This is a genomic window from Planococcus sp. NCCP-2050 (assembly GCF_023708025.1).
GTDB lineage: Bacteria > Bacillota > Bacilli > Bacillales_A > Planococcaceae > Planococcus.
This window is the reverse complement of the sequence record NZ_BRCX01000001.1, coordinates 1,800,838-1,824,005: the sequence shown is the minus strand read 5'-3', so window position 1 is coordinate 1,824,005 and position 23,168 is coordinate 1,800,838. Positions and strand designations below refer to the sequence as shown.

At 46.3% G+C, this 23,168-nt stretch carries 26 protein-coding genes; 24 read left to right on the top strand and 2 right to left on the bottom strand.

What is annotated here, in order from left to right:
* Nucleotides 1–129: 129 nt before the first annotated feature.
* From NFU07_RS09100 to NFU07_RS09010, 19 genes are all read left to right on the top strand, one after another.
* Nucleotides 130–516, top strand: a complete 387-nt coding sequence (locus tag NFU07_RS09100) for a M23 family metallopeptidase (RefSeq protein ID WP_397443713.1) — start codon at nt 130–132, stop codon at nt 514–516.
* Nucleotides 517–730: 214 nt separating this feature from the next.
* The gene (gene yycF / locus NFU07_RS09095; RefSeq protein WP_052649579.1) at nt 731–1,438 is read left to right on the top strand and encodes a response regulator YycF; all 708 of its coding nucleotides are present in this window, start codon (nt 731–733) and stop codon (nt 1,436–1,438) included.
* 5 nt (nt 1,439–1,443) lie between these two features.
* Entirely contained in the window at nt 1,444–3,270 is a 1,827-nt protein-coding gene (walK, locus tag NFU07_RS09090) for a cell wall metabolism sensor histidine kinase WalK (RefSeq protein ID WP_251476962.1), read from the top strand.
* Nucleotides 3,267–4,604, top strand: a complete 1,338-nt coding sequence (locus NFU07_RS09085) for a YycH family regulatory protein (RefSeq protein ID WP_251476960.1) — start codon at nt 3,267–3,269, stop codon at nt 4,602–4,604. The genes walK and NFU07_RS09085 overlap by 4 nt, the downstream gene beginning before the upstream one ends.
* Nucleotides 4,591–5,400, top strand: coding sequence for a two-component system regulatory protein YycI (locus NFU07_RS09080; RefSeq protein ID WP_251476957.1), 810 nt, complete (start codon nt 4,591–4,593; stop codon nt 5,398–5,400). Before NFU07_RS09085 ends, NFU07_RS09080 begins: the two co-directional genes overlap by 14 nt.
* Nucleotides 5,401–5,412: 12 nt before the next feature.
* A complete protein-coding gene (locus NFU07_RS09075; RefSeq protein WP_235197718.1) occupies nt 5,413–6,201 on the top strand; it encodes an MBL fold metallo-hydrolase in 789 nt (262 codons plus the stop codon).
* Nucleotides 6,202–6,529: 328 nt separating this feature from the next.
* Nucleotides 6,530–7,732: a S1C family serine protease gene (locus NFU07_RS09070; protein WP_251476954.1), complete on the top strand. Its 1,203-nt coding sequence runs from the start codon at nt 6,530–6,532 to the stop codon at nt 7,730–7,732.
* Nucleotides 7,733–7,842: 110 nt separating this feature from the next.
* Nucleotides 7,843–8,349 (top strand): DinB family protein, encoded by a 507-nt coding sequence (locus tag NFU07_RS09065; protein WP_251476951.1) that lies wholly within the window; start codon nt 7,843–7,845, stop codon nt 8,347–8,349.
* Between the two features lie 301 nt (nt 8,350–8,650).
* The gene (locus NFU07_RS09060; RefSeq protein ID WP_251476948.1) at nt 8,651–8,815 is read left to right on the top strand and encodes a CxxH/CxxC protein; all 165 of its coding nucleotides are present in this window, start codon (nt 8,651–8,653) and stop codon (nt 8,813–8,815) included.
* Between the two features lie 90 nt (nt 8,816–8,905).
* Nucleotides 8,906–9,385 carry a 23S rRNA (pseudouridine(1915)-N(3))-methyltransferase RlmH gene (rlmH, locus tag NFU07_RS09055; protein WP_251476946.1) on the top strand — a complete coding sequence of 160 codons (480 nt, stop codon included), beginning with the start codon at nt 8,906–8,908 and terminating at the stop codon, nt 9,383–9,385.
* A gap of 185 nt (nt 9,386–9,570) precedes the next feature.
* The gene (locus tag NFU07_RS09050) at nt 9,571–11,079 is read left to right on the top strand and encodes a DUF1846 domain-containing protein (protein ID WP_052649586.1); all 1,509 of its coding nucleotides are present in this window, start codon (nt 9,571–9,573) and stop codon (nt 11,077–11,079) included.
* A 198-nt stretch (nt 11,080–11,277) separates the two neighbouring features.
* On the top strand, nt 11,278–12,861 hold the full coding sequence (locus NFU07_RS09045; RefSeq protein ID WP_285835943.1) for a histidine kinase N-terminal 7TM domain-containing diguanylate cyclase: 1,584 nt from the start codon (nt 11,278–11,280) through the stop codon (nt 12,859–12,861).
* 396 nt (nt 12,862–13,257) lie between these two features.
* Complete coding sequence (gene arr / locus NFU07_RS09040) at nt 13,258–13,671, top strand: NAD(+)--rifampin ADP-ribosyltransferase (RefSeq protein WP_251477170.1); 414 nt, start codon at nt 13,258–13,260, stop codon at nt 13,669–13,671.
* Between the two features lie 36 nt (nt 13,672–13,707).
* A complete protein-coding gene (locus NFU07_RS09035; RefSeq protein ID WP_251476943.1) occupies nt 13,708–14,199 on the top strand; it encodes a GNAT family N-acetyltransferase in 492 nt (163 codons plus the stop codon).
* Between the two features lie 46 nt (nt 14,200–14,245).
* A complete protein-coding gene (locus NFU07_RS09030; protein ID WP_251476940.1) occupies nt 14,246–14,728 on the top strand; it encodes a nucleoside deaminase in 483 nt (160 codons plus the stop codon).
* Nucleotides 14,729–14,765: 37 nt separating this feature from the next.
* Nucleotides 14,766–15,572 (top strand): nucleotidyltransferase, encoded by an 807-nt coding sequence (locus tag NFU07_RS09025; RefSeq protein ID WP_251476938.1) that lies wholly within the window; start codon nt 14,766–14,768, stop codon nt 15,570–15,572.
* A 60-nt stretch (nt 15,573–15,632) separates the two neighbouring features.
* The gene (locus tag NFU07_RS09020; RefSeq protein ID WP_251476934.1) at nt 15,633–16,106 is read left to right on the top strand and encodes a GNAT family N-acetyltransferase; all 474 of its coding nucleotides are present in this window, start codon (nt 15,633–15,635) and stop codon (nt 16,104–16,106) included.
* 131 nt (nt 16,107–16,237) lie between these two features.
* Entirely contained in the window at nt 16,238–16,855 is a 618-nt protein-coding gene (locus tag NFU07_RS09015; protein WP_251476931.1) for an NAD(P)-dependent oxidoreductase, read from the top strand.
* Nucleotides 16,856–16,991: 136 nt separating this feature from the next.
* Nucleotides 16,992–18,185 carry a DUF4317 domain-containing protein gene (locus NFU07_RS09010; protein ID WP_251476928.1) on the top strand — a complete coding sequence of 398 codons (1,194 nt, stop codon included), beginning with the start codon at nt 16,992–16,994 and terminating at the stop codon, nt 18,183–18,185.
* A gap of 145 nt (nt 18,186–18,330) precedes the next feature.
* On the opposite strand, the gene NFU07_RS09005 is transcribed toward NFU07_RS09010, so the two are convergent.
* Complete coding sequence (locus tag NFU07_RS09005) at nt 18,331–19,200, bottom strand: helix-turn-helix domain-containing protein (RefSeq protein ID WP_251476925.1); 870 nt, start codon at nt 19,198–19,200, stop codon at nt 18,331–18,333.
* 111 nt (nt 19,201–19,311) lie between these two features.
* Here NFU07_RS09005 and NFU07_RS09000 point away from each other — a divergent pair, with 111 nt between their 5' ends.
* Nucleotides 19,312–19,617, top strand: a complete 306-nt coding sequence (locus NFU07_RS09000; protein ID WP_251476922.1) for a hypothetical protein — start codon at nt 19,312–19,314, stop codon at nt 19,615–19,617.
* Between the two features lie 32 nt (nt 19,618–19,649).
* Nucleotides 19,650–19,985, top strand: a complete 336-nt coding sequence (locus tag NFU07_RS08995; RefSeq protein ID WP_251476920.1) for a hypothetical protein — start codon at nt 19,650–19,652, stop codon at nt 19,983–19,985.
* A gap of 62 nt (nt 19,986–20,047) precedes the next feature.
* Here the strand turns inward: NFU07_RS08995 and NFU07_RS08990 are convergent, their stop codons facing one another.
* Nucleotides 20,048–20,617 (bottom strand): YdeI/OmpD-associated family protein, encoded by a 570-nt coding sequence (locus NFU07_RS08990; RefSeq protein WP_251476918.1) that lies wholly within the window; start codon nt 20,615–20,617, stop codon nt 20,048–20,050.
* A 182-nt stretch (nt 20,618–20,799) separates the two neighbouring features.
* Here NFU07_RS08990 and NFU07_RS08985 point away from each other — a divergent pair, with 182 nt between their 5' ends.
* The 3 genes from NFU07_RS08985 (at nt 20,800) to NFU07_RS08975 (ending at nt 23,102) form a co-directional block, all read left to right on the top strand.
* A complete protein-coding gene (locus NFU07_RS08985) occupies nt 20,800–21,297 on the top strand; it encodes an LURP-one-related/scramblase family protein (RefSeq protein WP_251476916.1) in 498 nt (165 codons plus the stop codon).
* A 159-nt stretch (nt 21,298–21,456) separates the two neighbouring features.
* The gene (locus NFU07_RS08980; protein WP_285835949.1) at nt 21,457–22,158 is read left to right on the top strand and encodes a response regulator transcription factor; all 702 of its coding nucleotides are present in this window, start codon (nt 21,457–21,459) and stop codon (nt 22,156–22,158) included.
* Nucleotides 22,155–23,102, top strand: a complete 948-nt coding sequence (locus NFU07_RS08975; protein WP_251476914.1) for a sensor histidine kinase — start codon at nt 22,155–22,157, stop codon at nt 23,100–23,102. Before NFU07_RS08980 ends, NFU07_RS08975 begins: the two co-directional genes overlap by 4 nt.
* The last annotated feature ends 66 nt before the right edge of the window (nt 23,103–23,168 follow it).

The following is a 23,168-nucleotide window of genomic DNA, read 5'->3' as shown; positions in this document are numbered from 1 at the left end:
CGAGCTGGGGAACGGCATGTCACCTACTCCATCCGGGAAGAGAATGGACAGCGGACCGGGCGTACGGTGTCAGCAGAAGGCGTGGCGAAAGATCCAGTTGACCGCATTGTCCTGGAAGGCACGAAGCCATTGCCGAGTGTCGGGACCGGAAAATTTGCTTGGCCTGCTGAAGGCGGCTATATCTCAAGCGGCAGAGGCGAACGTTGGGGACGCCTGCATAATGGCATCGACATTGCCCGCCCAGACGGACTTGCGATTAAAAGCGCCGACCACGGCGTAGTAAAAGCAGCCGGGGCGGCCGGCACTTTTGGCAACCGCGTCGTTGTAGACCATAAAAACGGCTATGAAACCATTTATGCGCACCTTTCATCCATTGATGTCAAAGTGGGCGAAAAAGTCCCGAAAGGCAAAAAATTGGGCGTCATGGGCTCCACGGGACGTTCAACTGGCCTCCATTTGCATTTTGAAGTTTCCTATAAAGGCGTCACTAAAAACCCGTTAAATTATATTAAATAAACTTTTGAATCGATCCATTCACGTGGATCGATTTTTGTTATTTTATTGGCGCTTCGGAATTAGCGGAAATACAGCCGGCAGTATTTCCCGGGGAATAGTGGAGAGGGAGTCAGAGATGCGAAACCTCTTCAACAATGATAAAGTAAAGGGTAGAAAAGAATGTACAGCGAAGGAAATTCCATCGAAAGCTGGAATAAAAAGGGGAGAAAAACTGATGAGTAAAACGATTTTGGTTGTAGACGATGAGAAGCCGATTGCGGATATACTGCAATTTAATTTGAAAAAGGAAGGATTCAATGTCGTTTGTGCCTATGACGGAGATGAAGCAGTGAAGATTGCAGAAGAAATCCAGCCGGATTTGATGCTTTTGGACATTATGCTGCCCAACCGTGATGGCATGGAAGTATGCCGGGAAATCCGCAAGAAGTTCGATTTTCCGATTATCATGCTGACGGCAAAAGACTCGGAAATCGATAAAGTGCTAGGGCTTGAACTGGGAGCGGATGATTATGTAACAAAACCATTCTCTACCCGTGAATTGATTGCGCGTGTAAAAGCGAATTTGCGCCGCCAGAATGTCACGCCTGCAGATGAAGAAGGGCCAAGTTCAAATGATATTGAGGTAGGTTCTTTAACCATTCAGCCAGACGCATATTTGGTCCAGAAACGCGATGAAACCATCGAGTTGACTCACCGCGAGTTTGAATTGCTTCATTATCTCGGAAAACATATTGGCCAAGTGATGACCCGCGAGCATTTATTACAGACGGTATGGGGCTATGATTATTTTGGAGATGTCCGTACAGTCGATGTAACGATTCGTCGCCTGCGTGAAAAAATTGAAGACAACCCAAGTCACCCGGCCTGGATTGTGACCCGCAGAGGAGTAGGTTATTACTTGCGGAATCCTGAACAGGAGTAGGTTGAATGCACAAGGTAGGTTTTTTTAAATCGATTCATGTGAAATTTGTGCTGATCTATATTCTGCTCATTTTACTGGCGATGCAGATTATCGGCTTGTATTTCGCACAGCAACTGGAAGATTCATTGAGTAAAAACTTCAAAGATTCGATAGAGGACCGGATGAATATTGTGGAGTTCAGTGTCCGTGAAGAATTGATCAAGGACCGGACGGATGAAGATTTAACGCTTGAACAAAGCTTGTATTCCGTCCTTTACGGATTCCAATCGGAAGATATTGACGAAATTCGGGTCATCGATTCGAGCTACCGGATCCTGGCTTCTTCAGAGATTGAAAATCAATCATTGGTAGGGCAACGGTCAACCGATGAATTGGTCATGCAGTCGGTTGTCGGGGAAACACCGCTCGACCGCACGAAGATCAATCGCCAATCCGAGCGGCGTATATGGGTCCGGACGCTGCCGATCATCACATCAGGCGGTGAAGTCCTCGGTACGTTATATATGGAAGCAGATATTGAAAATGTTTATGAACAAATGAATGAAATCAACTCCATTTTAGCAGTCGGAACCGCCATTTCCATGGCAATTACGGCTATTTTAGGAGTGCTGGTGGCGCAGACCATCTCAAAACCGATTTCTGATATGAGAAGGCAAGCCCAAGCGATGGCTAAAGGAAATTTCTCACGGAAAGTCCGGGTTTACGGAGAAGATGAAATTGGCCAGCTGGCAAGGGCATTTAATAATTTGACGAACCGGTTGCAAGAATCACAGCAATCGACTGAAAGTGAACGAAGAAAACTGGCATCGGTCCTGTCGAATATGACAGATGGCGTATTATCGACCGACAGAAGAGGGCGCGTCATCCTGATCAACGATCCGGCACTCCGCCTGCTAAATGTTTCACGTGAAACGGTTATCAACCGGCCCATCACTTCGGTTCTGAACTTGGAGTCCGAATATACATTTGAAGATTTGATCCACATAAAAGAAGCGATTACGCTTGATTTCAGCAATTACGAAGAAAGTACGCTGCTCCGGACAAGCTTCTCTGTCATCCAGAAAGAAACCGGCTTTGTAAACGGCGTTATCGCCGTCTTGCATGATAACACCGAGCAGGAAAAAATCGATATGGAACGCCGCGAGTTTGTGGCGAACGTGTCGCATGAATTGCGGACGCCGCTTACGACGATGAGAAGTTACTTAGAAGCTCTCGCAGACGGTGCATGGGAAGATCCGGATTTAGCTCCGAACTTCTTGAACGTCACCCAAACCGAAACCGAGCGCATGATACGCCTCGTCAACGATTTGTTGAAACTATCGAAAATGGATTCCAATGAAACGGAATTGAACAAAGAAATGGTCGAGTTCAATGTATTCTTTAACCGCATCATTGACCGTTTTGAAATGTCGAAATCTCAGAACGTCCATTTTGAGCGCCAGTTGCCAAAAGAACAGTATTTCGTGGAGATTGATCCCGATAAACTTACCCAAGTTATCGATAATATCATTTCAAATGCATTGAAGTATTCTCCTGAAGGCGGGAAAGTCCGTTTTGACATGATGGAACAAGACGGCTTCATCATGATTCGCATCAGCGACCAAGGAATGGGAATTCCGAAAGAAAATGTCGATAAGATTTTCGACCGTTTCTATCGCGTCGATCGGGCGCGTTCTAGGGAAATGGGCGGTACGGGCCTCGGCCTGGCGATTTCAAAAGAGATGATCAATGCTCATGGGGGCGTAATCTGGGCAGAAAGCCAATACGGCCGAGGGACGACGATTTATTTCACCTTGCCTTATGAACTTGATGATGGAGATGAGTGGGAATGAAATACATTGAACAAATCAAATCCATTGCCTTAGCATTATTGATTTTTTTGAGTTTAGCCCTGACTTTTACCATTTGGACCTTTACACCGACACTTGAAACAATTGAGACGACTTCAGCAGTAGAAGTGGAACTGGGAGAAAAGAAAGTCGTGGACCAAGTGGTACAGCCGCTTAATGTGCTGTACCAATTCAGCGATGAAAACATCACGGGGACAAGCGACCAGGAACAGATTACGCTGCTGCTTAGCGAGATGGAGCAATGGCAAATCCATGACTTGGCGATTGTGGTGGAAGAAGCGCCTCTTGAAACTTTAAGAGCCTATCTTCACGGGACAAACCGGGCAGTCCTTTACTATCCTGCGCCTGTTCCGTTTCCTGTCTATGACGACATGATGGATATCACGGATAAGACCATTCCAGAAGCGTCTTTTGACCGGATTGTCATTGATTGGGGCAATACGAACGCTAATAATTTTAATCTGTATTTCGTTAACAGCAAGTCGAAACGAATTTACACCGGAAGCGTATCAGCGATTCAATTGGAGCGGTTCGATTCGACGATTGTCCAGCGGGCTTTCGAGTACGCCACTTATGTGACGAATGAAAAAATAGGGGAATTGCCGATCTACATCCAAAAAGATGCAAAAGATGTAACGACTTACCGTTACTTGCAGGAAGACATTCCGCCGCAGCGCTTTGTCGATGGGCTTTTTGAAAATCCTGGCAGCGTGCAATCAACAGGCGCGATTACCAATAAAGAATACAGCGATGAATCAGAGGCGATAATGGGCGTAGAAGATACGAATAAGAGCATCACCTATGTCCAGCCAAAAGCGGAAACATCCGATCCCGCGATTCCATCCGATTTGATCTTTAAAACGGTGGATTTCATCAATAGCCATAGCGGCTGGACAAATGACTACCGCTATTTCAATATGGTGCCGTTGAATCAGCAAATCGAATATCGCTTGTTTGTCGATGGGGCACCGGTCTTTGGGCCGCTTGCCACGGATTTAAAGCTGAATTGGGGGATTGAGTCGGAAGTGGAGCAGATTTTCCGCTATGAACGCCCATTTTACATCCTGGAATCTTGGGGAGAAACCGGCACGACGAAGATGGAAGCCGGCGAATCCGTTTTGAAAGCTTTCAATCATCTGGATGAAAAGGATCTAGCGACCATTACAGACATCGTGCCCGGCTATGAATTAAGACGTGATGACCGAGAGCCCGAGCGGCTATTGAGCTTGGAACCGGCTTGGTACTTTAAAGCGGACGGCAAATGGCATCACCTTTCCAAAGAAATGCTGGGAGGTGGCAAATTTGGATTGGAGTAAAACAAAATCCATCTTTATCATTGTCTTTGCCATATTGAATATCTTTTTATATTCTTTGTACTTGGAACGGTATAACGCTGGGCAGCGATTGGAAGAACTGACCATTCCGTCGATTGATGAAAAGTTGGATCTTGAGAATATCACTTACGAAGAACTTCCGGAAAATATAGGGAACCAAGCCTATATGACCGGAAAGAAGAAATTATTTGTAGCGAATGATGTTCCGGGTGTAGACTTACAGATGAACACGACGAATGAAAATGCGTTAATCGTCACATTCGACGAACCGCTGCCACTTAGCGGAGACCCGGACGAAGAAGTTCTGACCGAATTCGTGGAAGGAACCATCTACGAAGGGGAAGATTATGTCTTCTGGAGGATGGATGAAGAAGAGCAGGAAGCGATATTCTTCCAAGAGATAAACGGAAAACCACTGTTTTACAGTGACAACGGTTTATTGACGTTGCATTTTAATGAAGATGCGAAAGTCACTCATTATGAACAGACCTTGTTCGAAAATGTGGAAGAAGCCGAATTGCAGAAAAAAGTGATTCCGCCGCTTCAAGCCATTCATACCCTATACCAGAAACAAGTATTAAAGCCGGATACCCATATCGATTCGGCAGCGCTTGGCTACACGGAATATGTCACGGTTTCCGAAAACACAGTGATGTTTTTGCCGACATGGCGCATTCGGGCTACGCTCGCAGATGGCAGCAAAGATGAATATTTCGTCAATGCCATCAAAGACGGCGTAGTGGAAGTTAAGAAAGATGAGATGGAGCTCGAAGAATAAGGAGTTTTTATTATGCGTTTTAGTGTATTAGCAAGCGGCTCAAGCGGCAATGCTATCTATATAGAAAACGATCAGCATTCATTTCTTGTGGATGCGGGGTTGAGCGGGCGGAAAATGGAAGAGCTTTTCGCTTCGATCGGCAAAAGCATGAGCAACCTGGACGGCATCTTGGTGACGCATGAACACAGTGACCACATCAAAGGTCTCGGCATTGTCGCAAGAAAACATAAAGTGCCGATTTATGCGAACGCCAAAACATGGGAAGCCATGGACGGCCTGGTCGGTGCGATTCCGGTGGAGCAGCGTTTCCATTTTGATATGGAAACGGTGAAGACCTTCGGTTCGATCGACATCGAATCGTTTGCGGTGTCCCACGATGCGGCAGACCCGATGTTCTACGTGTTCCATGAAAACGGCCGGAAGCTTGCGCTGATTACCGATACCGGCTACGTCAGCGACCGCATGAAAGGCATCATCCAGGCATCGGATGCTTTTGTTTTCGAAAGCAATCACGATGTCGGGATGCTGCAAATGGGACGTTACCCATGGTCCGTTAAGCGGCGCATCCTGAGCGATGTCGGGCACGTATCGAACGAAGATGCAGCTGTGGCGATGAGTGAAGTGATGGCGGAAAAACCGACGCGCATCTACTTGTCCCACTTGAGCAAAGATAATAATATGAAAGACCTCGCACGGATGAGCGTCGAACAGACTTTGCAGACAAAAGGCATCATCGTCGGCGAATATGTCGACCTGCTCCATACGGATGCGAACATCCCAACCGAATTAGTGATCGTGTAATTGATAAAGCCGGAAGCGCAGCTGCTTCCGGCTTTTTTTAGTTTGAAGAGCGTATTTTGCCGGCAACCGGGCGTATTTTAGGAATTGCTGTGCGTATTTCAAGCGTTATAGAGCGTATTTCCGAATCAACTGTGCGTATTTTAAAAAAACGGAAAAGCTTCTAGCTTGCCGACTCGATATTGCTGCCATTTTTTCCTGTCTAAAAACGAACTATCCAAGTTTCTGAAGTATCCGTGAAGCGGCATTGCTGCAGCTTGCATTGTCCGTTTCGGATTCTTAAACTAAGGTTATATAAAGAGTAGTTGAATTGAGAGAGAGGATGAATGCGATGGGATATTATAATAGCCCACAGAAGCAGAGCCGTGCAGGAACGTTCCTGGCAGGAGTAGCGGGTGTCGCAGTCGGTGCGCTTCTTGTGTGGCTTTTGTTTTATTCGGTGCCGGGTTTAGCGCCTGACAATGAGGAAGAATCGGCGAACACGTCAGAAGCGGTAAAGACAAACAGCTCCACGGAACAGTCGTCAACAGCAGTGGAAATTACGACAGATGTCACGCAAGCTGTGGAAGAAGTGGCGGATGCGGTGGTCGGAATTACGAATTTACAAGCGGGGTCTGATTTCTGGTCACAGACGCCCGGACAGGAACAAGCTGTCGGGACCGGTTCAGGTGTCATTTATAAAAATGAAGGCGGCACAGCTTACGTGGTGACGAACCATCACGTAATTGAAGGAGCCAATGGCATCGAAGTCACGCTCGCAGATGGCTCGAAAGTGGAAGCGACCCTTGTCGGAAGCGATATCTGGACCGATTTGGCGGTTCTTGAAATGGACGGTGCGAATGTGCCGGACGTAGCTGAATTCGGGGATTCGGATGTATTGAAGCAAGGCGAAACCGTTATCGCGATCGGCAATCCGCTAGGCCTTGATTTTTCAGGATCGGTTACGACCGGCGTAGTTTCTGGAACGGATCGTGCGGTTCCCGTGGATTTGGATGGAGACGGACAGGAAGATTGGCAGGCTGAAGTTCTTCAGACAGACGCAGCGATCAACCCCGGGAATAGCGGCGGCGCGCTTGTGAATTTAGCCGGCCAGCTGATTGGCATCAACTCGATGAAGATTGCGACTTCCTCCGTGGAAGGAATCGGTTTTGCCATCCCGATTAATTCAGCGATGCCAGTGATCGAATCGCTTGAAGCGAATGGTGAGATGGTGCGGCCAGCGATGGGCGTCACGCTTCTCGATCTTGCTCAAGTGCCGCAGACTTATCGCCAGGAAACCTTGAATTTGCCGGAAGATGTCACAAAAGGCGTTGTAGTGAATTCAGTCGTGGCTGATTCGGCTGCCGCAAAAGCGGGAATGGAGCAATTTGACGTCATTGTTGAAATGGACGGGGAAGCAGTCGGTGACATCATCGAACTTCGCAAACATCTATACAATGAAAAAGAAATTGGCGACACGCTGGCAGTAAAAGCTTACCGCAACGGAGAACTCATGGACTTCGAATTGGAGCTTGTGGACAACTCTGCTTTATAATTTTTGAAAGAAGCTGTTCTTGCGACAGCTTCTTTTTTATATGCGGCAGGAATTCAAACCTCCATACCGAATAAAACACCATAACACATTAAATTTTTTGGAGGGATTCTATGTTTGCAAGCATTGATGATTTTTTGCGGGAATGGCAGCCGGAAGCGGAAGGCACTCAGAAGGTCTTGGATAACTTAACAGACGCTTCACTGTCGCAGCAAGTAACAGCGGATCACCGGACATTAGGACGTCTTGCTTGGCATTTGACGACCACTTTTGATGAAATGGTTGCTGGGCACACGGGACTCCAGTTTGAAGCGGCTAAATTTGGAGAGCCGGTTCCCGAAACAGCTAAGGAAATTGCGGACGCTTACCGACGGACAAACGAATCCATGATCGGAGCTATCCGCCAGCAGTGGACGGACGAAACCTTAACAGAGGAACGGGATATGTACGGAGAGATGTGGACGATCGAGACAGTTTTGAAAGTGCTCTTTACCCATCAAATCCATCACCGGGGGCAGATGACCGTATTAATGCGGCAAGCGGGTTTGAAAGTTCCAGGGTTATATGGCCCTGCAAAAGAGGAATGGGCGGAGTTCGGGGGACAAGCGCCCGAAATTTAATAAGGGAAGTTACACCATCTTTCATTCTGCGAATGGAAGGTGGTTTTTTAGTGGATAAAAGTTTGTAATGTTATTGTAATCTTTGTAAAGAATTTTAAAGAAAAGCGCAGCAACGTTCGTGAAAGCATAAAAATGACATGTGGATAACTTTTTTAGAAAAGCCAATCTATTCACAATCCACAGGCATTTAAAACCCCAGCTTTCAGTAACCGTTTTCTTCTGGTAAAATAGCTTGTGGATAAACGTGAACGAATTGTGTATAACTGTGTGGAATATTCGGAAATTAAAGGAGGCGAAAAAAATGGAGATCAAATCATGCAAAACCCATGTAGAGCATGCGTTAGACATGTTTGTGGCGGAGACAAAAAATTATCCTATTCTTACAGAATTATCAGATGGAGAAAAGTTATCCACAAAATGTGATTACTGCGAAGAGGCTGCAACGTATCTTGTGGCGAACGAATGAGCGGGCACAAGATATAGAAAATACTGTGGATATGTGTATAACTTCTGTTAGTAAGTTGTTTGTAAAGATTGCGTAAAGGGGGGATAAGTTGTGAATATCTCAATTATCAGTGTAGGAAAGCTGAAAGAGAAATACCTGAAATCGGGAATTGAAGAATACACGAAACGGCTGGGAAGCTACGCAAAAGTCAACGAAGTCGAAGTGGCAGATGAAAAAGCGCCGGAGCAATTGAGCGAAGCGGACATGGAAATCGTCAAAAAGAAGGAAGGCGAACGGATCCTGGCTAAAATTGCACCAGATGCCTACGTCATCGCTTTAGCCATTGACGGCAAAATGAAAACATCCGAACAGCTCGCAAAAGACATCGAATCGCTGATGACTTACGGCCGCAGCAAAATCGTCTTCGTCATTGGCGGATCGCTCGGCCTCCACGAGGAAGTGTTGAAGCGGGCGGATGAGAAGCTGTCGTTTTCAAAAATGACGTTTCCGCATCAATTGATGAAGTTGATTTTGGTGGAGCAGGTGTATCGGGCTTTCCGGATTATGAAGGGAGAACCGTACCATAAGTAAATAAGCTTGCCGCGCCTATTAGAATCACTCCATCACCAAACCAAACGGGTCTGTTTTCCTTTCTCTTTTTTTAAAAAGCTATATAATGATAAATGATAAATTTTTTAGCTGGAATCTTCTCGTAAGGCGTTTTTACACATAGAGTTAAGAGAAAGCTTGAAGCAGAGAAGGCGGGACGGAAATTAATGAAAAACATTGGATTTGATTCGGAGAAATATTTGCAGGAACAATCAGCTTACATCCTGGAACGGGTGCAGCAGTATGATAAACTTTATTTGGAATTTGGCGGGAAATTGATCGGCGACAAGCACGCGAAGCGTGTCTTGCCCGGATTCGATGAAGATGCCAAAATCAAACTTTTGCACACATTGAAAGAAAATGCGGAAATCATCATCTGTGTCTACGCTGGAGACATTGAACGGAACAAAGTCCGTGAAGATTATGGCATCACTTATGACCAGGATGTCTTGCGCTTAATTGATGAATACCGGGCATATGGCATTTCGGTCAACAGTGTCTTGATCACGCGCTACCAAGGCCAGCCGACCGTTAAAGTGTTTATGACAAAGCTTGAGAGAAACGGCATCAACGTCTGCATTCACCGCGAAATCGAAGGATATCCGACAAACGTGGACGCGGTCCTTGGGGAAGAAGGATTTGCGACGAATCCTTATATTGAGACGACCAAGCCGATCGTGGTCGTGACGGCTCCTGGTCCGGGCAGTGGAAAGCTTGCCACGTGCCTTAACCAAATGTACCACGAGAACAAACTGGGGAATGAAGTCGGCTATGCCAAGTTTGAAACGTTCCCCGTTTGGAACTTGCCGTTAAAGCATCCGGTAAACATCGCTTATGAAGCCGCTACGGTCGATTTAAAAGACGTGAACATGATTGATAATTACCACTTTGAAGCATACGAAAAAGTAGCGGTCAATTACAATCGCGATATTGAGACGTTTCCGGTCATCAAACGGATTATCGAACGGATTACCGGCAAAGCGTCTGTTTACAGCTCACCGACGGATATGGGCGTGAATCGCCTGAAATCGGGCATCACCGATGATAACGTTGTCCAGGAAGCGGCCAAGCAGGAAATCATTCGGCGCAGCTTTGTCGTAGAGAACGACTATAAAAAAGGGCTTGCCAACGAGGACAGTGTCCGCCACATGCAAGTGATTCTGGAAGAGACCGGTTTAAAGAAAGAGGACCGGGCGCCGGTATTGCCGGCCCGCAATTATGCGAAAGCCATCCAAGCACAGCTGGACAGCACGAATTTACAAGCCGTCATTGCGCTTGAACTGCCGAACGGCGAGATGATCACGGGCCGGACGACTACGTTGATGGATGCTTCGGCAGCCGCAATTTTAAACGGGTTGAAGAAACTGACCAATATTTCTGATGAAATTGATCTATTGTCGCCGATGATTCTGCAAACGATTCAACGGTTGAAAACCGAGGACTTGAACAGCCGCGTCCCGACATTAAGCGCCAATGAAGTGCTGATTGCACTGGCGATCAGTGCCGTCACCAATCCGACTTCCGAGCTCGCTTATAAGCAATTGCCGAATTTAAAAGACACGCAAGCGCATTCCACGGTGATATTGAATAGAGAAAACGAACAAACCTTTAAGAAGCTTGGCATCGACATCACCAATGATCCGGTCTATCCGACTGAGAACTTGTATTACAACTAAAGTTTAGGAAATCATCGCTTCTTCAGGCTGTCGAGAAACTTTCTCGACAGCCTTTTTTTAATGTTATTTATTTTGAAAATTTCAACCGCTAAGAAAAGAAAGGATAGTGTAAATAAGAAACTGCATGCTAATATTACGATTAGGTAGACCAAAACTAAATTTCAATTTGCATCCTTTCCCAGTCATCTGCAGAAGCTATTGAAAGACATTATCGGGGGAATTCACATTATCAGCCTTAATTTTATCCTTTCATCCATTTTATTTCTCTTTACTTTTTGCTACATGGTGCTGCTCCATTACGCATGGCAAAATAGAGCCACCCCTATTTCCATTAGTTATGGCTTAGGGGTCATGGCTGCTTTTTTCTACACCTTTGGCTACGCGTTTCAGCTTTTAAGTACGACCGTGGAGCACATGATGTTTTGGATCCACATTCAATATTTTGGCATCGCTTTCGCTCCGTTCGTTTGGATTGTGATGGTCCTGCAATTCACTGGAAATCGCCGGTTTTTGAAGAAAAAATGGATCGCGTTATGGCTTCTTGGCCCGATTTATACATTAAGTGCCCATTTTACAAACGAATGGCACCATTTGTTTTATAGGAGTGCAGGCTTGGACGGTTCCCTCGGATTTCCGCTGATCGATCTCGACAGGGGACCGTTGTTTTACATCCATATCGGCTGCATTTACAGCTACCATTTAATCGGCATCGGTTTGCTGGTTAACTTGTATTTGAAGGCGAATAAAGAAAGGAAAAAGCAGGCAGCCTTGATGATGATCGGCTCATTATTTGTATTTGGTGTGCCGTTCATCCATTCCATTGGCGCGGTCAAAGTGGCAATCGATATTTCTCCTTTTGGGCTTGTCATTTCTTCTTTGTTTTACTTATGGGGAATTAACCGATTTAATTTGCTGAAGCTTTCTCCGCTGGCCATGAAAAAAGTTTTTGAATCCATTAACGATGCGGTCGTTATTTTTGATACGGACAATCAGCTAAAACTCTATAATAAATCTGCCAAAAGATTGTTAGCCCAATTGCCGGACAAAAAGTTGATTGGCCACCCGGCTGCAGAAGTGCTGTCCCAATTCCCATCCCTCGTCCAATTTATTGAGCGCTCAACGAAAACCAGTGCAGCTGCCCAATCCATGCAACTGAAGGATAAGCATTATACGGTTCACTTTTCATATGTGGAAGGAAGCAATCATCAGCCGATAGGCAAAATGTTTATACTTCATGACATTACGGAATCTATAAAGTATGAGAAAAGTCTGCTCGAACAATCAAAGCAATTTGAATATTTGGCCCACCATGATGTTTTGACAGGGTTATACAATCGCACTTATTTTGAAGAGGAAGTAAAACGAAAACTGGCTCAGCCCGGCAAAACAAATGCCGCAATGGTGCTATGTGATTTAAACTTTTTTAAAGAAATCAATGATGTATATGGCCACCTGACAGGAGACCATGTGCTGATGTTTACAGCCAATTGCTGGCGTGAACATTTGCCGGAGCCCAGCATCCTTGCCCGTTTAGGGGGCGATGAATTTATCATGTTTTTTGAGCATATAGCATCCAAAGAAACGTTTATGAAGCAAATCCATGAGGTGCGCTCCGCTTTTCAAGAGAATTTATTCAGGCAAGACGGAATCGAAATTGAAGTGGTCCCGAGTATTGGCGCAGCTTTTGTGGAAGAAGACGGCAATGATTATGAGCATCTCTACCATACGTGCGATACGCGCATGTATAAGGATAAAAAGAAGACAAAAGCATTCTATGTATAAAAACATCCAGTTTCCGGAATTGGCTCGTATGAACTCATATTTTATTTGGAGGGAACTTCGATGGAGACAAAATTCAGTCCAGCTAATGCCGTAGTAAAGCTTTGCATGAAGGGAATGGCTCAAGAAGACGGCGGCAACAGAGGAGCAGCCGCCGAAATTTTTATGCAAGCCTGGAAGGAAGCCACTGATGACTTTGAACGGTTTATCGCAGCTTACCACTTCGGCCGTGTCCAGCAGAACCCTGCCGAAAAATTGGAGTGGACGGAAAAATCCCTGCAATGTGCACGGGCAATCAACGATGGGAACGTCAAAAGCGCGTATTCCACGCTGTACCGAACCATTGCCGAATGCCAGAGGGAGTTGGGTGATCAGGAAAGCGCAAAAAGACAGGAAGAATTGGCCAAATCATTTGAAGGGCCGCCAACAGATCAGGGCCCGTTTTATCACGGAACGAAAGCGGATCTCTCAGTCGGTGATTTATTGACTCCGGGCGGCAATTCCAATTACCAAGACGGGCTGAAGATGAACCATATTTATTTCGCCGCGAATCTTGACGGAGCTGGGCTTGCAGCGGCACTTGCGGCCGGGGACGGAAAAGAGCGCGTTTACCGAGTGGAACCGACAGGCGAATTTGAAAATGACCCCAATGTAACAGACAAAAAATTCCCTGGAAACTTAACGCGTTCTTATCGCTCGAAAGAGCCGCTGCGAATCATTGGAGAAGAAACGGAATGGACCGCATTGCCCCTCGCTCAACTGCAAAGGATGCGGGAAGGTTCTGCGAAGAAATCAGGGGAGATTATCAACTAAGCGGTTGTCGGTTAATGCGGCGAGGAGGTTCGAAAAGTGGAGACAGCACCGTTGTTCAACTCAGAAAGATGCTTTGTCCGTCCATTTCATGCGGATGATCTGGATGATTTCATGTCCTATCGCAACAATTTCGAATGGATGAAATATCAATATTTCAAAGGCCGTACAAAGAAAGAATACGAAGAAGCGCTATTGGCAGACTCGTCCATAGAAAGCGGGGCGCAGTTTGCGATTATCCGAAAAGCCGACCAGCAGCTGATTGGAGATGTCTACCTCAAAAAAGAAGCGGACACGTTCTGGATCGGCTATACGGTGAGCCCGGCCTTCAAAAGACAGGGATATACATATGAAATCGTCCGTGCGCTGATTGATTGGATCCGGCAGCAAGGAGATTGCAGCATTCGGGCCGGGGCCGCGCCGGAGAATGTCGCTTCCATTCGCTTACTCGAGAAATTGGGGTTTTCAAAAGTGGAAGCGAACGAGGTGGAAGTGGTTTATTGCCGAGACTCTAAAGCCTTCGGCAGTTAACCGAAAGTCATTAAATAGAACGAATGAGACGGGAGAAGATGCAAACATGCTAACTGAAACGGATTTAAACCATCTGCGGCGTTGTGTGGAACTTGCAGAAACCGCGTTAGAAAAAGGGGACGAGCCATTCGGTTCGGTATTGGTGTCTGCTGAGGGGGAAGTGCTGTTTGAAGACCACAATCATGTGGCAGGCGGCGACTACACCCAGCATCCGGAGTTTGCGATTGCAAGGTGGGCTGCCAGCCATATGGCGCCTGACGACAGAAGGAAGGCAATTGTTTATACATCGGGGGAGCATTGCCCGATGTGTTCAGCAGCTCATGGGATGGTTGGTTTAGGGAAGATCATCTATGCGAGTTCCTCAAAGCAATTGGCCGCTTGGCTCCGTGATTTTGGGGTGGAGCAAGGGCCTGTCTACAATCTGGCCATTGAAGAAGTGATCAGAGACGCCCAAGTGGAAGGGCCGGTTCCCGAACTGGCAGAGCAGGTCCGCGAACTGCACCGCCGGCTTCATGCGGCAAAAGGGTGAAAATAACTATCCATAGCAAAAGGAGCGTCTTTTACGGGTGAATATGAAAACTTTTTCTTCCTATATCATGCTGATGGGCACTGTAATCGTGGCCTTAAGCGGAAATTGGGTGCTGAAACATTACGATACTCTTTCCCTTTATCCGAAACCCCTCTCCATAACGTTTGGAGTCGGCTGGCTCTTGATTGTATGCGCCTACATCTTAAATATCCGTTCCCCTTACCACGAAGTTCCGCCTACGGACAAAAGAGACAACCGGGACGTGATCAATCAGTGGGAACGGCATAGGAAACGGCTGGAGAACGGATTCGTCGGCATCGCACTCGTGACGCTGGTGCTCGCTGCTTTCTCCAGCTGGTCGCTTGTGTTCGACTTGTTCTTCCTGTATTTTTTCATTGGCATGGTGGCGGCCGGTTTTCTTTTTGTCATGCAAGGCGATCGAGTGGAAGGGCCGGACGAATTGAATTTTAAGGGAAAAACGAAAAAATTTCTGGATGTCATTGACTACCGGCGGCATCCGTTCAGCCTTTCCCTGATTTTATTTACCTTGATCGTGGGAAGTTTTGTAGTGAGCAAGGAATTTGGCATTCCTTTCTATATGGAAGTTAGCGGCGATCCGCGCTACGCCACGGATTTGCCGAATTTCGCTTTTTCCCTCTCCAGCCTATTAGTCGTCAGTGGCTTTATCTACATCATAAACAACGGCGACCTGTTTGGCATTCGCAAAGCCAAGCAAAATGGGATGAAAGTCTTGTTCATTCATTTTTTCGAAATCATCTTTTGCGGTGCTTCGTTGTTTATCTGGTTGTTCATTGTGATTGAAGCACTGGTTTTGCATTATTAGCCGGACGGAATAAAAGAATTTGAAAGTGCAAGATAAAGAATGGTTCTGAAGGAGAAGTCTATGGAATTTACAAAAGCTGCGGAAATGAAACATGCCTTTATTCAAATGTTTAATCTTTATGCCCATGAACTTTCGGCGCACAACCCTTGGATCGGAACACAAATCGATAGGGAGGGGAATTATTTATCAGAAGCTGTAAGCCAATTGTTGACGGGTATAAGCCAGGAAGCGTTTTGCATAACAGAAGACGGGAAGCCGATTGGCATGGCCGTATTTTCCTCTTCTGAAAAGGAATGTTCTATCGATGAAATTTTTTTGGTGCAAACAAGCAGGGGGAAGGGAATAAGCGAAAGAATCTGCACAGAGTTTTGGAACAAACATACAGGCATCTGTACCTTGCATGTATTGAAACGAAATGATGCTGCAGTGAAGTATTGGGAAAAACTCATTCCACGATGTGGGTATCGTTATAAAAAGCGTGAGGAAAATGAACAAATGTGGCGTTATGAAGTTGAACTTGAATCAGGCAGATAAGGGGAGGCAGCCCCGCTCCGCTTATTTCAAAATCGAAATGGCAGATGCGTGTATAATGGGAGTGAGCAAAAGATTCATAGGAGCAGGCTATTTGGCGCTATAGCCTACACGAGAAAAGGGAGGGACCTGTAATGAAAATCATCGTTTTCGGCGCAACCGGCGGAGTCGGGCAAGCGGTTATCAAACAAGCAGTGGAAAGCGGACTGGAAGTGACGGCATTTGTCCGGACTCCGGAAAAATTGAAAACGTCTCATGAAAACTTGACAGTAGTCCAAGGAGATGCCTTTAAACCGGCAGAAGTGTCTGCAGCCATTGCCGGGCATGACGCCGTGGTTTCTTGCCTCGGTTCGAGCCAAGGCATGAAGAAATCATCGGAACTGGAAGAAATGACGAAGCACATTGTCGCAGGGATGCAAGAGCACGGCGTAAAACGGATCGTCTATACGGCTTCAGCCGGCATCAACAATGAGCTTCCGGGTATGAGCGGCAAGCTGATGATGGGCATGCTGAAGAACGCGCTTATCGACCACCGGGCGGCCGTAGACTGGATTGAATCGCATGGATTAGTCTATACGATTGCCCGTCCGATGGGGTTGACCAACGGCGATTTTACAGGCGTCTACCGCGAAGCAAAAGAAGGCGTTCCGGAAAAATCCAGAACCATCCCGCGTGCGGATGTGGCGCACTTCCTCTTAAAAGCCTTGAAAGACCCAAGCTATGAAAACACATCGGTTGGGATCGCCACTTAAAAGGCAGAAAAGGTGAAGCCATTCATTTACCCAAACTATTGGTATACTAAAAGAGCGCCAAAAGCCGGAATTTCGCTTTGGCTGCTCTTTTTTTTGCACCATACGGATTTTATGAACCAGGGAGTTGGAATTGAAAATGAATAATAAAGATATAGCCGATATCCGCAAACGATTTAAGCTCGATACGGACCTCTTAAAAATCGCGGAGATATACAATGTCTACATCCAAGGGGAAGCGACGGAAATTTTCCACGAAGACAGCCGGTCGTTTTCGCTGCTTGACCGTGAGCAGCAAGAACTGTTTCTGGCCAATTTTAAAAAGGTATTAGGTGGGAAGCTCGATGCCAAACTGTTTGAAGTGAAGTTTTTGCCGCAGGAAGAAGGGCAGGCAGACCATACTCAGCGCTTATTGTATGAAGGGCTTGAAACGAAAGATGCCGCGGAATGGCAAGAGAACATGCAGCGCATCGCGTTAAAAATGATTGAAGAAAAACCGTTTGAGAAGGACATGGTCATCACATTTATCCGCGGGACGTACTTCAAGACGACGAAGCGCGAAGCGGATGAAACCGAAATCGACATGCGCGATGAAGTGTACACGACGCCGTTCATCCTCGGCAGCATGAACCAGACAGAGTTGCCGAAAAGCTCGCTCGTGTTTGATTTTGCCGAAAAGGAATTCAAATCGAATATCCTGCTCGATCCGATGATCAAATTAACTTCACCAGTGGGAGGCTTCCTGTTTCCGGGCTTCACGGACAATGCCGCAGACATCAACCACATCGTCTACTCAGCGAGCAAAGCGAATAAGCCGGATTTCCAGTTTATCGAAAACGTGCTGAACGGCGACGAAATCGTCACGGCGGAGGAAGACAAAGCGGTGTTCGAGGAAATTGTCAAAGCGGTGATCGGCGAAGAAGTGAATTCCCGGACCTTAGCTGGCCTCTATGATGAAATCAACCTCATGCTTGAAGTGGAAAAAGAAGCGGAGAAGGAAGACGTGGAAGTTCCTGTTTTGGATACGGTGGAAGTGACGCGGGTGCTGAAGGCAAGCGGCGTGAAAGACATCAGTGCCGAAAAAGTGGAACGCGCTTTTCAGCAAGTCGTGGAAGATAAAAACTACGAAATGAAAGCAAGCCATGTCGTGCCGAGCTACGCATCGAAATCCATCAAGATCAACACGAAAGTCGCGGAGATCAAAATCAGTCCGCAAGACTTGCGCTATGTTAAACAAGTCAATTACAACGGCAAGCGCTGCATCTTGATCGAAGTGGAAGAAGACACGATGATCGAAGGCTTCAAGCTGCTGGAAGAAGAACAGCTGGATTAAAAAAAGAAAATCAACCAAACATCTCTTAGGAGGTGCTTGGTTGATTTTTTTATTACAGCAAGATTTGGATAGCAGGAGGAAGCGGTTCGCCGCTACATTGGAATTACCAAAAAAGAAAGGAGCGGCAAGCAAACTGGGGTGAACATCAAAAATCCGAATCGATCGGCAGTTTCTTGATCGGGGCATAGATTTGATAGTCGGATTCAAGGTGGTGGACGTCGTCGAAGACTTGAACGAGTTCGATTGTCGAGTCTTCTGTTTCCTGCTTGGAAATTTTTAAAAACCGGGCGTAGTCGCTTTTCAGGACATCGCCGATATCGAGCAAATCCCCTGAGTAAGTGAATTTGGCGCAAAAAAGCGGGGGAAGGTCGACTGTGAAATAATAAGGTTCATCAATTTTTATCGCAGAGGGAATTCCGAATAGAACTTTAAAGCGCGTGGAATCGGGCTGGCAGTTGGAGTAGACCACATAGCACGGGCCGCTCACGCTTTCGTCAAGATGGCTCAACAGTTTCTTGGCATAGGAGCGAATTTCCGCTTTATAGGCATCCGTGATCAAATCGACTTCAAAAGCGATGCCGCTGAGCTTCGTGTGCTCGAGTTCAATGAGGCTGAAATTCGCCACCACATCGCCATTGATGTTCTTTACCGCTCTTTTGACGACCGTAGGCACTGGCGTTGCAGAAATCCGCCTGCTTCCTGTTCGTAAAGCTCCTGGAGCAATTTGATACTGGCGCTTGAAGGCCCTGTTAAAAGAAGATTGAGTGCCGAAATTCAACCGGTACGCAATTTCGGTTAACGAATCCTTTTGGTTTTGGATGAAATCCAGTGAAGCATTCAGCCTTCTTGCCAGAAGGTAGTCATTCAAAGAACAGCCGATCATCGCCGAAAATAATCGATGGAAATAATATTTGGATAAATTGGCTGAAGCGGCTACAGAATCCAATGACAAGGGCTGCTCAAGATTCTCTTCAATATGCATCAGCGCATCTTCGATGATTTCATAATGATTCATCCGGATTCCCCTTAAAAAAGACTGTTTTTTCAGTTAATTATATCATTCTCCTACTGGCTTGAGGCAATACAAAAATGATTTTACTTTTATTCAGAAAGGGAGGAATAGCTTATGGCAACACTTTTCACGACTACCGAAGAAAGAAAAACCATTTCAGCTGACGGTTTAATCCGCTGGATGGGATTATCAGCGATTCTAGCCGGAAGTTTATTCATCACAATCCAACTGATCCATCCGCCGGATCAATTATCCTCGGTTCGAACAAGCTCCTGGCTTGTTGTTTCAGGGCTAACCAGTCTGATGTCTTTTTCGAGTTTGATTGGAACCGTAGGAATTTACACAAAGCAAATAAAGGAAAGCGGCTGGCTCGGACTGGCGGGAACGCTCATCTTTAGTCTGTTCTGGCAGCCTCACTGATTTTCAGCTTTATTGAAGCGTTGGTTCTGCCCGTGCTCATCGACGAGGCACCTGAATTTGTCGAAGGATTCTTGGGGATATTTGGCGGCTATTCAACGGGCGCAGATCTCGGATTTCTGCCGCTTTTAGCGCCTTTGGCTGGAGGAATGTATATTCTTGGCGGCGTCTTGCTCGGTTTTGCCATCATCCGTGCCAAAGTGCTGCCGCGCCTTGCCGGTGTTTTCCTGGTCTTTAGTGCCGTCGCTACCCTTGGAGCTTCCATCATTCCGCATCCATACGACCGGGTGCTGGCAGTACCGATGGGGCTGACCTTAATCTGGTTGGGCTATCTCCTTTGGTCCGGGCGGAAAAAGAACATGCTTCTTTAAAGCCCGCTGTAGTCAGTGATACCGTAAAGGCTGCCGAAATCATCTGGCAGCCTTTTCTCGTGTTAATAATCAATCAAACGTCCGTTATCATGCCACTGGCCATATAATTTATTTTTCTTCGTGTTTTCGATAAACTTCTCCAATCGTTTATTGAAAAGGTCAGGATCGCTTTTGGAGCTTTGGATGGTATCGATGCGAATTCTTTTGTAGGGTTCCGGAAAGTGGAGGAAATGTTGCCAGACTTGCTCGTCTTCTTTCAAGCGAGCTTCAATTTCAGAATCGATGATAAAAGACTCCGGACGCATATCCGGCAAGATGCTCCGGCCACGATCTGTCATCAAGCCCAATTTTTCGAGCCTCAGCACACGTTCTTTGTTCAACTCTGTGAAATTGCTCTTTTTTTGCCGCGGGGAAAGCCGTTGGGCAACTTCGGTATCGGATACCCTCTTTTTGGTGCTGTCGATCCAGCCGAAGCACAGCGCCTCTTCGACCGCATCTAAATAGAGGAGCGTTCCGGGCTGCTCTTTTATGCTGACGACCACCCAACAGAACTTTTCAGTTGCTGCGTGTTCCTCCAGCCAAGTTCTCAGCTCTTGACGGGTTTTCACAGGTATCAAATTCTCGATCTCCATAAATGGCTCATCCTTTCGGAAAATAATTGCCTTTAGTATAACCGGTGGAAAAGGGATACGGAATGCTTTTCCACGTATCCAAAAGAATCGTCTTGAATCGGAAACCAAGCGCTTGTAAAAACGTATACAAGTTAATAAGGATTTTGGCGAAGTTTTTAATTTTCGAAAAGGGGATGAAGAAAATGAAGCAATTCTACATCAAACAGAAAGTCTTCAGTCTGAGCGGCAAATTCACGGTAAAAGATTCAGCAGAAAACGATGTCTATTATGTTGAAGGCAGTTTTATGCAAATTCCTAAAACCTTTTCCATCATGAACCCGGCGAGAGAAGAAGTGGCGCTTATCACAAAGAAGACATTCAGCTTCCTGCCTAGGTTTTTTGTGGAAGTGAATGGGCAGGAGCGGTTGACGATCCAAAAAGAGTTTTCTTTTTTAAAAGCCCGTTATACGATTGAAGGCACGGGCATCGATGTTCAAGGAAATTGGTGGGATATGAATTTTCAAATCCTGCAGCACGGAGAAGTGGTGGGCCAGGTCAGCAAGGAATGGTTCACTTGGGGAGACAGCTACAAAGTAGAGATACTGGATGAAGAAATGGAAACTGTGGTGATTGCTATCGTTGTGGCCATTGATTGTGTCAAATCGGATCAGTCTGCTGCCGCTGCCGGAGGAGCGGGGTAACGACTGACGATACGGCAAGGTTTGAAGCTGTCGATACTCGGCAGCTTTTTATTTCGGAAACTTGCTCTGAAAAAAGGAAATTTTCCCTTTCGAATGGAATCATAGAAACAGGAAACGATTTAAATTAAACGGGCACAAGACGAGAAAGAAGTGAAAACAGTGAACGAAACGATATTAGTGGTTGAAGATGATCAGCAAATCCACGAAATGGTGGCAAACCACTTGAAAAGGGAAGGCTATGCCGTTACGTCAGCGTTTGACGGTGATGAAGCGCTGCGCCTATTTGCGAAAGAAACGGTGGATTTGGTCATCCTGGATTTGATGCTTCCGACAGCAAACGGACTGGATATTCTGCAGGAACTAAGAAAAGACAGCATGCTGCCAATTTTGATCATGTCTGCAAAAGGCAGCGATGTGGACAAAGCGCTTGGGCTTGGGTTCGGGGCGGATGATTATATCGCAAAGCCATTTTCATTGATTGAAATGACGGCACGCGTGAAAGCGGCGCTGCGCCGTTCCAAACAATACAGCCATACGGCAACGGGACATCCCGATCAACTGGTGAAAGTGGATGAGCTCGAAATCAATCTATCGAATTTTGCCGTTTTGAAAAACGGCAGTGAAATCAACCTGACAGCGAAGGAATTTCAAATCCTCAGTTTGCTCGCGACCAATCCGAACCGCGTCTTCACGAAAGGCCAACTTTTTGAAAGCGTGTGGAAAGAGGCATATTACGGAGACGATAATGTCATCAATGTCCACATCCGGCGGCTCCGTGGGAAGATCGAAGAAGATGCGTCCTCGCCGAAATACATAAAGACCGTTTGGGGAATCGGCTACAAGATGGAGATGGAGAAATGATTTATGTGAGCGCTGTCCTTTTAATTTTGCTGCTGTTTGTAAGCTACCGCTATTACAAGATAAAAAAAGCCATCACAGAAGACCTTCCGTATATTTCCCGGAAAATAAATGAAATCATGGATACGCAATCGACTGAACGGCTGCGGATCGTTACTGATGAAAAACCGCTCCGTGAGTTGCTGGCGAGCATCAATTCCCTGCTTGATTACCATCAGGAATACACAGCTGACGGAGCACGCATCCGAATGTCGATGAACCGCATGCTGTCCAATGTCTCCCATGACCTGAAAACGCCGTTAACGGTCATTCTGGGCTATATTGAAACGATTCAGCACGACAAGCGCTACACGCCTGAAGAACAGGAAGAGCTGCTTTCGAAAGTGAACGGAAAAGTCATTGAAGTCGGAAACCTGATCAGCAAATTTTTTGATTTGGCGAAGCTGGAATCGGATGATTGGCCGATTGAAATTGAAACGGTCGACATCAATGAAGTATGCCGTAAAACCATCCTCGGCTTTTACGATACCTTGACTGCGAAAGGCTTTGAAGTAGCGGTTGAAATCCCGGAAGAATCGATTTATATCCAAGCGGATTCGGAAGCCCTCACGCGGGTGTTGGAGAATCTGATATCCAATGCCATCCGGTACGGAAAAGATGGGCAGATACTCGGGCTCAAATTAGAGCGGAAGAAGGATGAAGTGCAGATAGAAGTCTGGGACCGGGGCAAAGGGATCAACGACAAAGATCTCCATAATGTATTCGAGCGCCTTTACACCTTGGAAGATGCGAGAAGTTCCTCCGCTGAAGGAAGCGGGCTCGGATTGACTATTGCGAAAAGGCTCACGGAACGCATGAAAGGAAGCATTGATTTTTCCAGCGTCCCTTTCAACAAGACGGTTTTCACCCTGAAATTCAAAGCCCTAACAAACGTAAGGAATTCGTAAGGATTTAGTAAGTGAAACGACAGTTCCCTTTGATAAAGTGTATCTAAGAAGCAAGAGAGGAGATGG

Excerpts from the sequence above, each read along its gene's own strand:
- yycF (WP_052649579.1), top strand. The coding sequence starts at position 731 with ATGAGTAAAACGATTTTGGTTGTAGACGATGAGAAGCCGATTGCGGAT.
- walK (WP_251476962.1), top strand. The coding sequence starts at position 1,444 with ATGCACAAGGTAGGTTTTTTTAAATCGATTCATGTGAAATTTGTGCTG.
- NFU07_RS09085 (WP_251476960.1), top strand. The coding sequence starts at position 3,267 with ATGAAATACATTGAACAAATCAAATCCATTGCCTTAGCATTATTGATT.
- NFU07_RS09075 (WP_235197718.1), top strand. The coding sequence starts at position 5,413 with ATGCGTTTTAGTGTATTAGCAAGCGGCTCAAGCGGCAATGCTATCTAT.
- NFU07_RS09070 (WP_251476954.1), top strand. The coding sequence starts at position 6,530 with ATGGGATATTATAATAGCCCACAGAAGCAGAGCCGTGCAGGAACGTTC.
- NFU07_RS09065 (WP_251476951.1), top strand. The coding sequence starts at position 7,843 with ATGTTTGCAAGCATTGATGATTTTTTGCGGGAATGGCAGCCGGAAGCG.
- NFU07_RS09060 (WP_251476948.1), top strand. The coding sequence starts at position 8,651 with ATGGAGATCAAATCATGCAAAACCCATGTAGAGCATGCGTTAGACATG.
- NFU07_RS09050 (WP_052649586.1), top strand. The coding sequence starts at position 9,571 with ATGAAAAACATTGGATTTGATTCGGAGAAATATTTGCAGGAACAATCA.
- NFU07_RS09030 (WP_251476940.1), top strand. The coding sequence starts at position 14,246 with ATGCTAACTGAAACGGATTTAAACCATCTGCGGCGTTGTGTGGAACTT.
- NFU07_RS09020 (WP_251476934.1), top strand. The coding sequence starts at position 15,633 with ATGGAATTTACAAAAGCTGCGGAAATGAAACATGCCTTTATTCAAATG.
- NFU07_RS09015 (WP_251476931.1), top strand. The coding sequence starts at position 16,238 with ATGAAAATCATCGTTTTCGGCGCAACCGGCGGAGTCGGGCAAGCGGTT.
- NFU07_RS09010 (WP_251476928.1), top strand. The coding sequence starts at position 16,992 with ATGAATAATAAAGATATAGCCGATATCCGCAAACGATTTAAGCTCGAT.
- NFU07_RS09005 (WP_251476925.1), bottom strand. The coding sequence starts at position 19,200 with ATGAATCATTATGAAATCATCGAAGATGCGCTGATGCATATTGAAGAG.
- NFU07_RS09000 (WP_251476922.1), top strand. The coding sequence starts at position 19,312 with ATGGCAACACTTTTCACGACTACCGAAGAAAGAAAAACCATTTCAGCT.
- NFU07_RS08990 (WP_251476918.1), bottom strand. The coding sequence starts at position 20,617 with ATGGAGATCGAGAATTTGATACCTGTGAAAACCCGTCAAGAGCTGAGA.
- NFU07_RS08985 (WP_251476916.1), top strand. The coding sequence starts at position 20,800 with ATGAAGCAATTCTACATCAAACAGAAAGTCTTCAGTCTGAGCGGCAAA.
- NFU07_RS08975 (WP_251476914.1), top strand. The coding sequence starts at position 22,155 with ATGATTTATGTGAGCGCTGTCCTTTTAATTTTGCTGCTGTTTGTAAGC.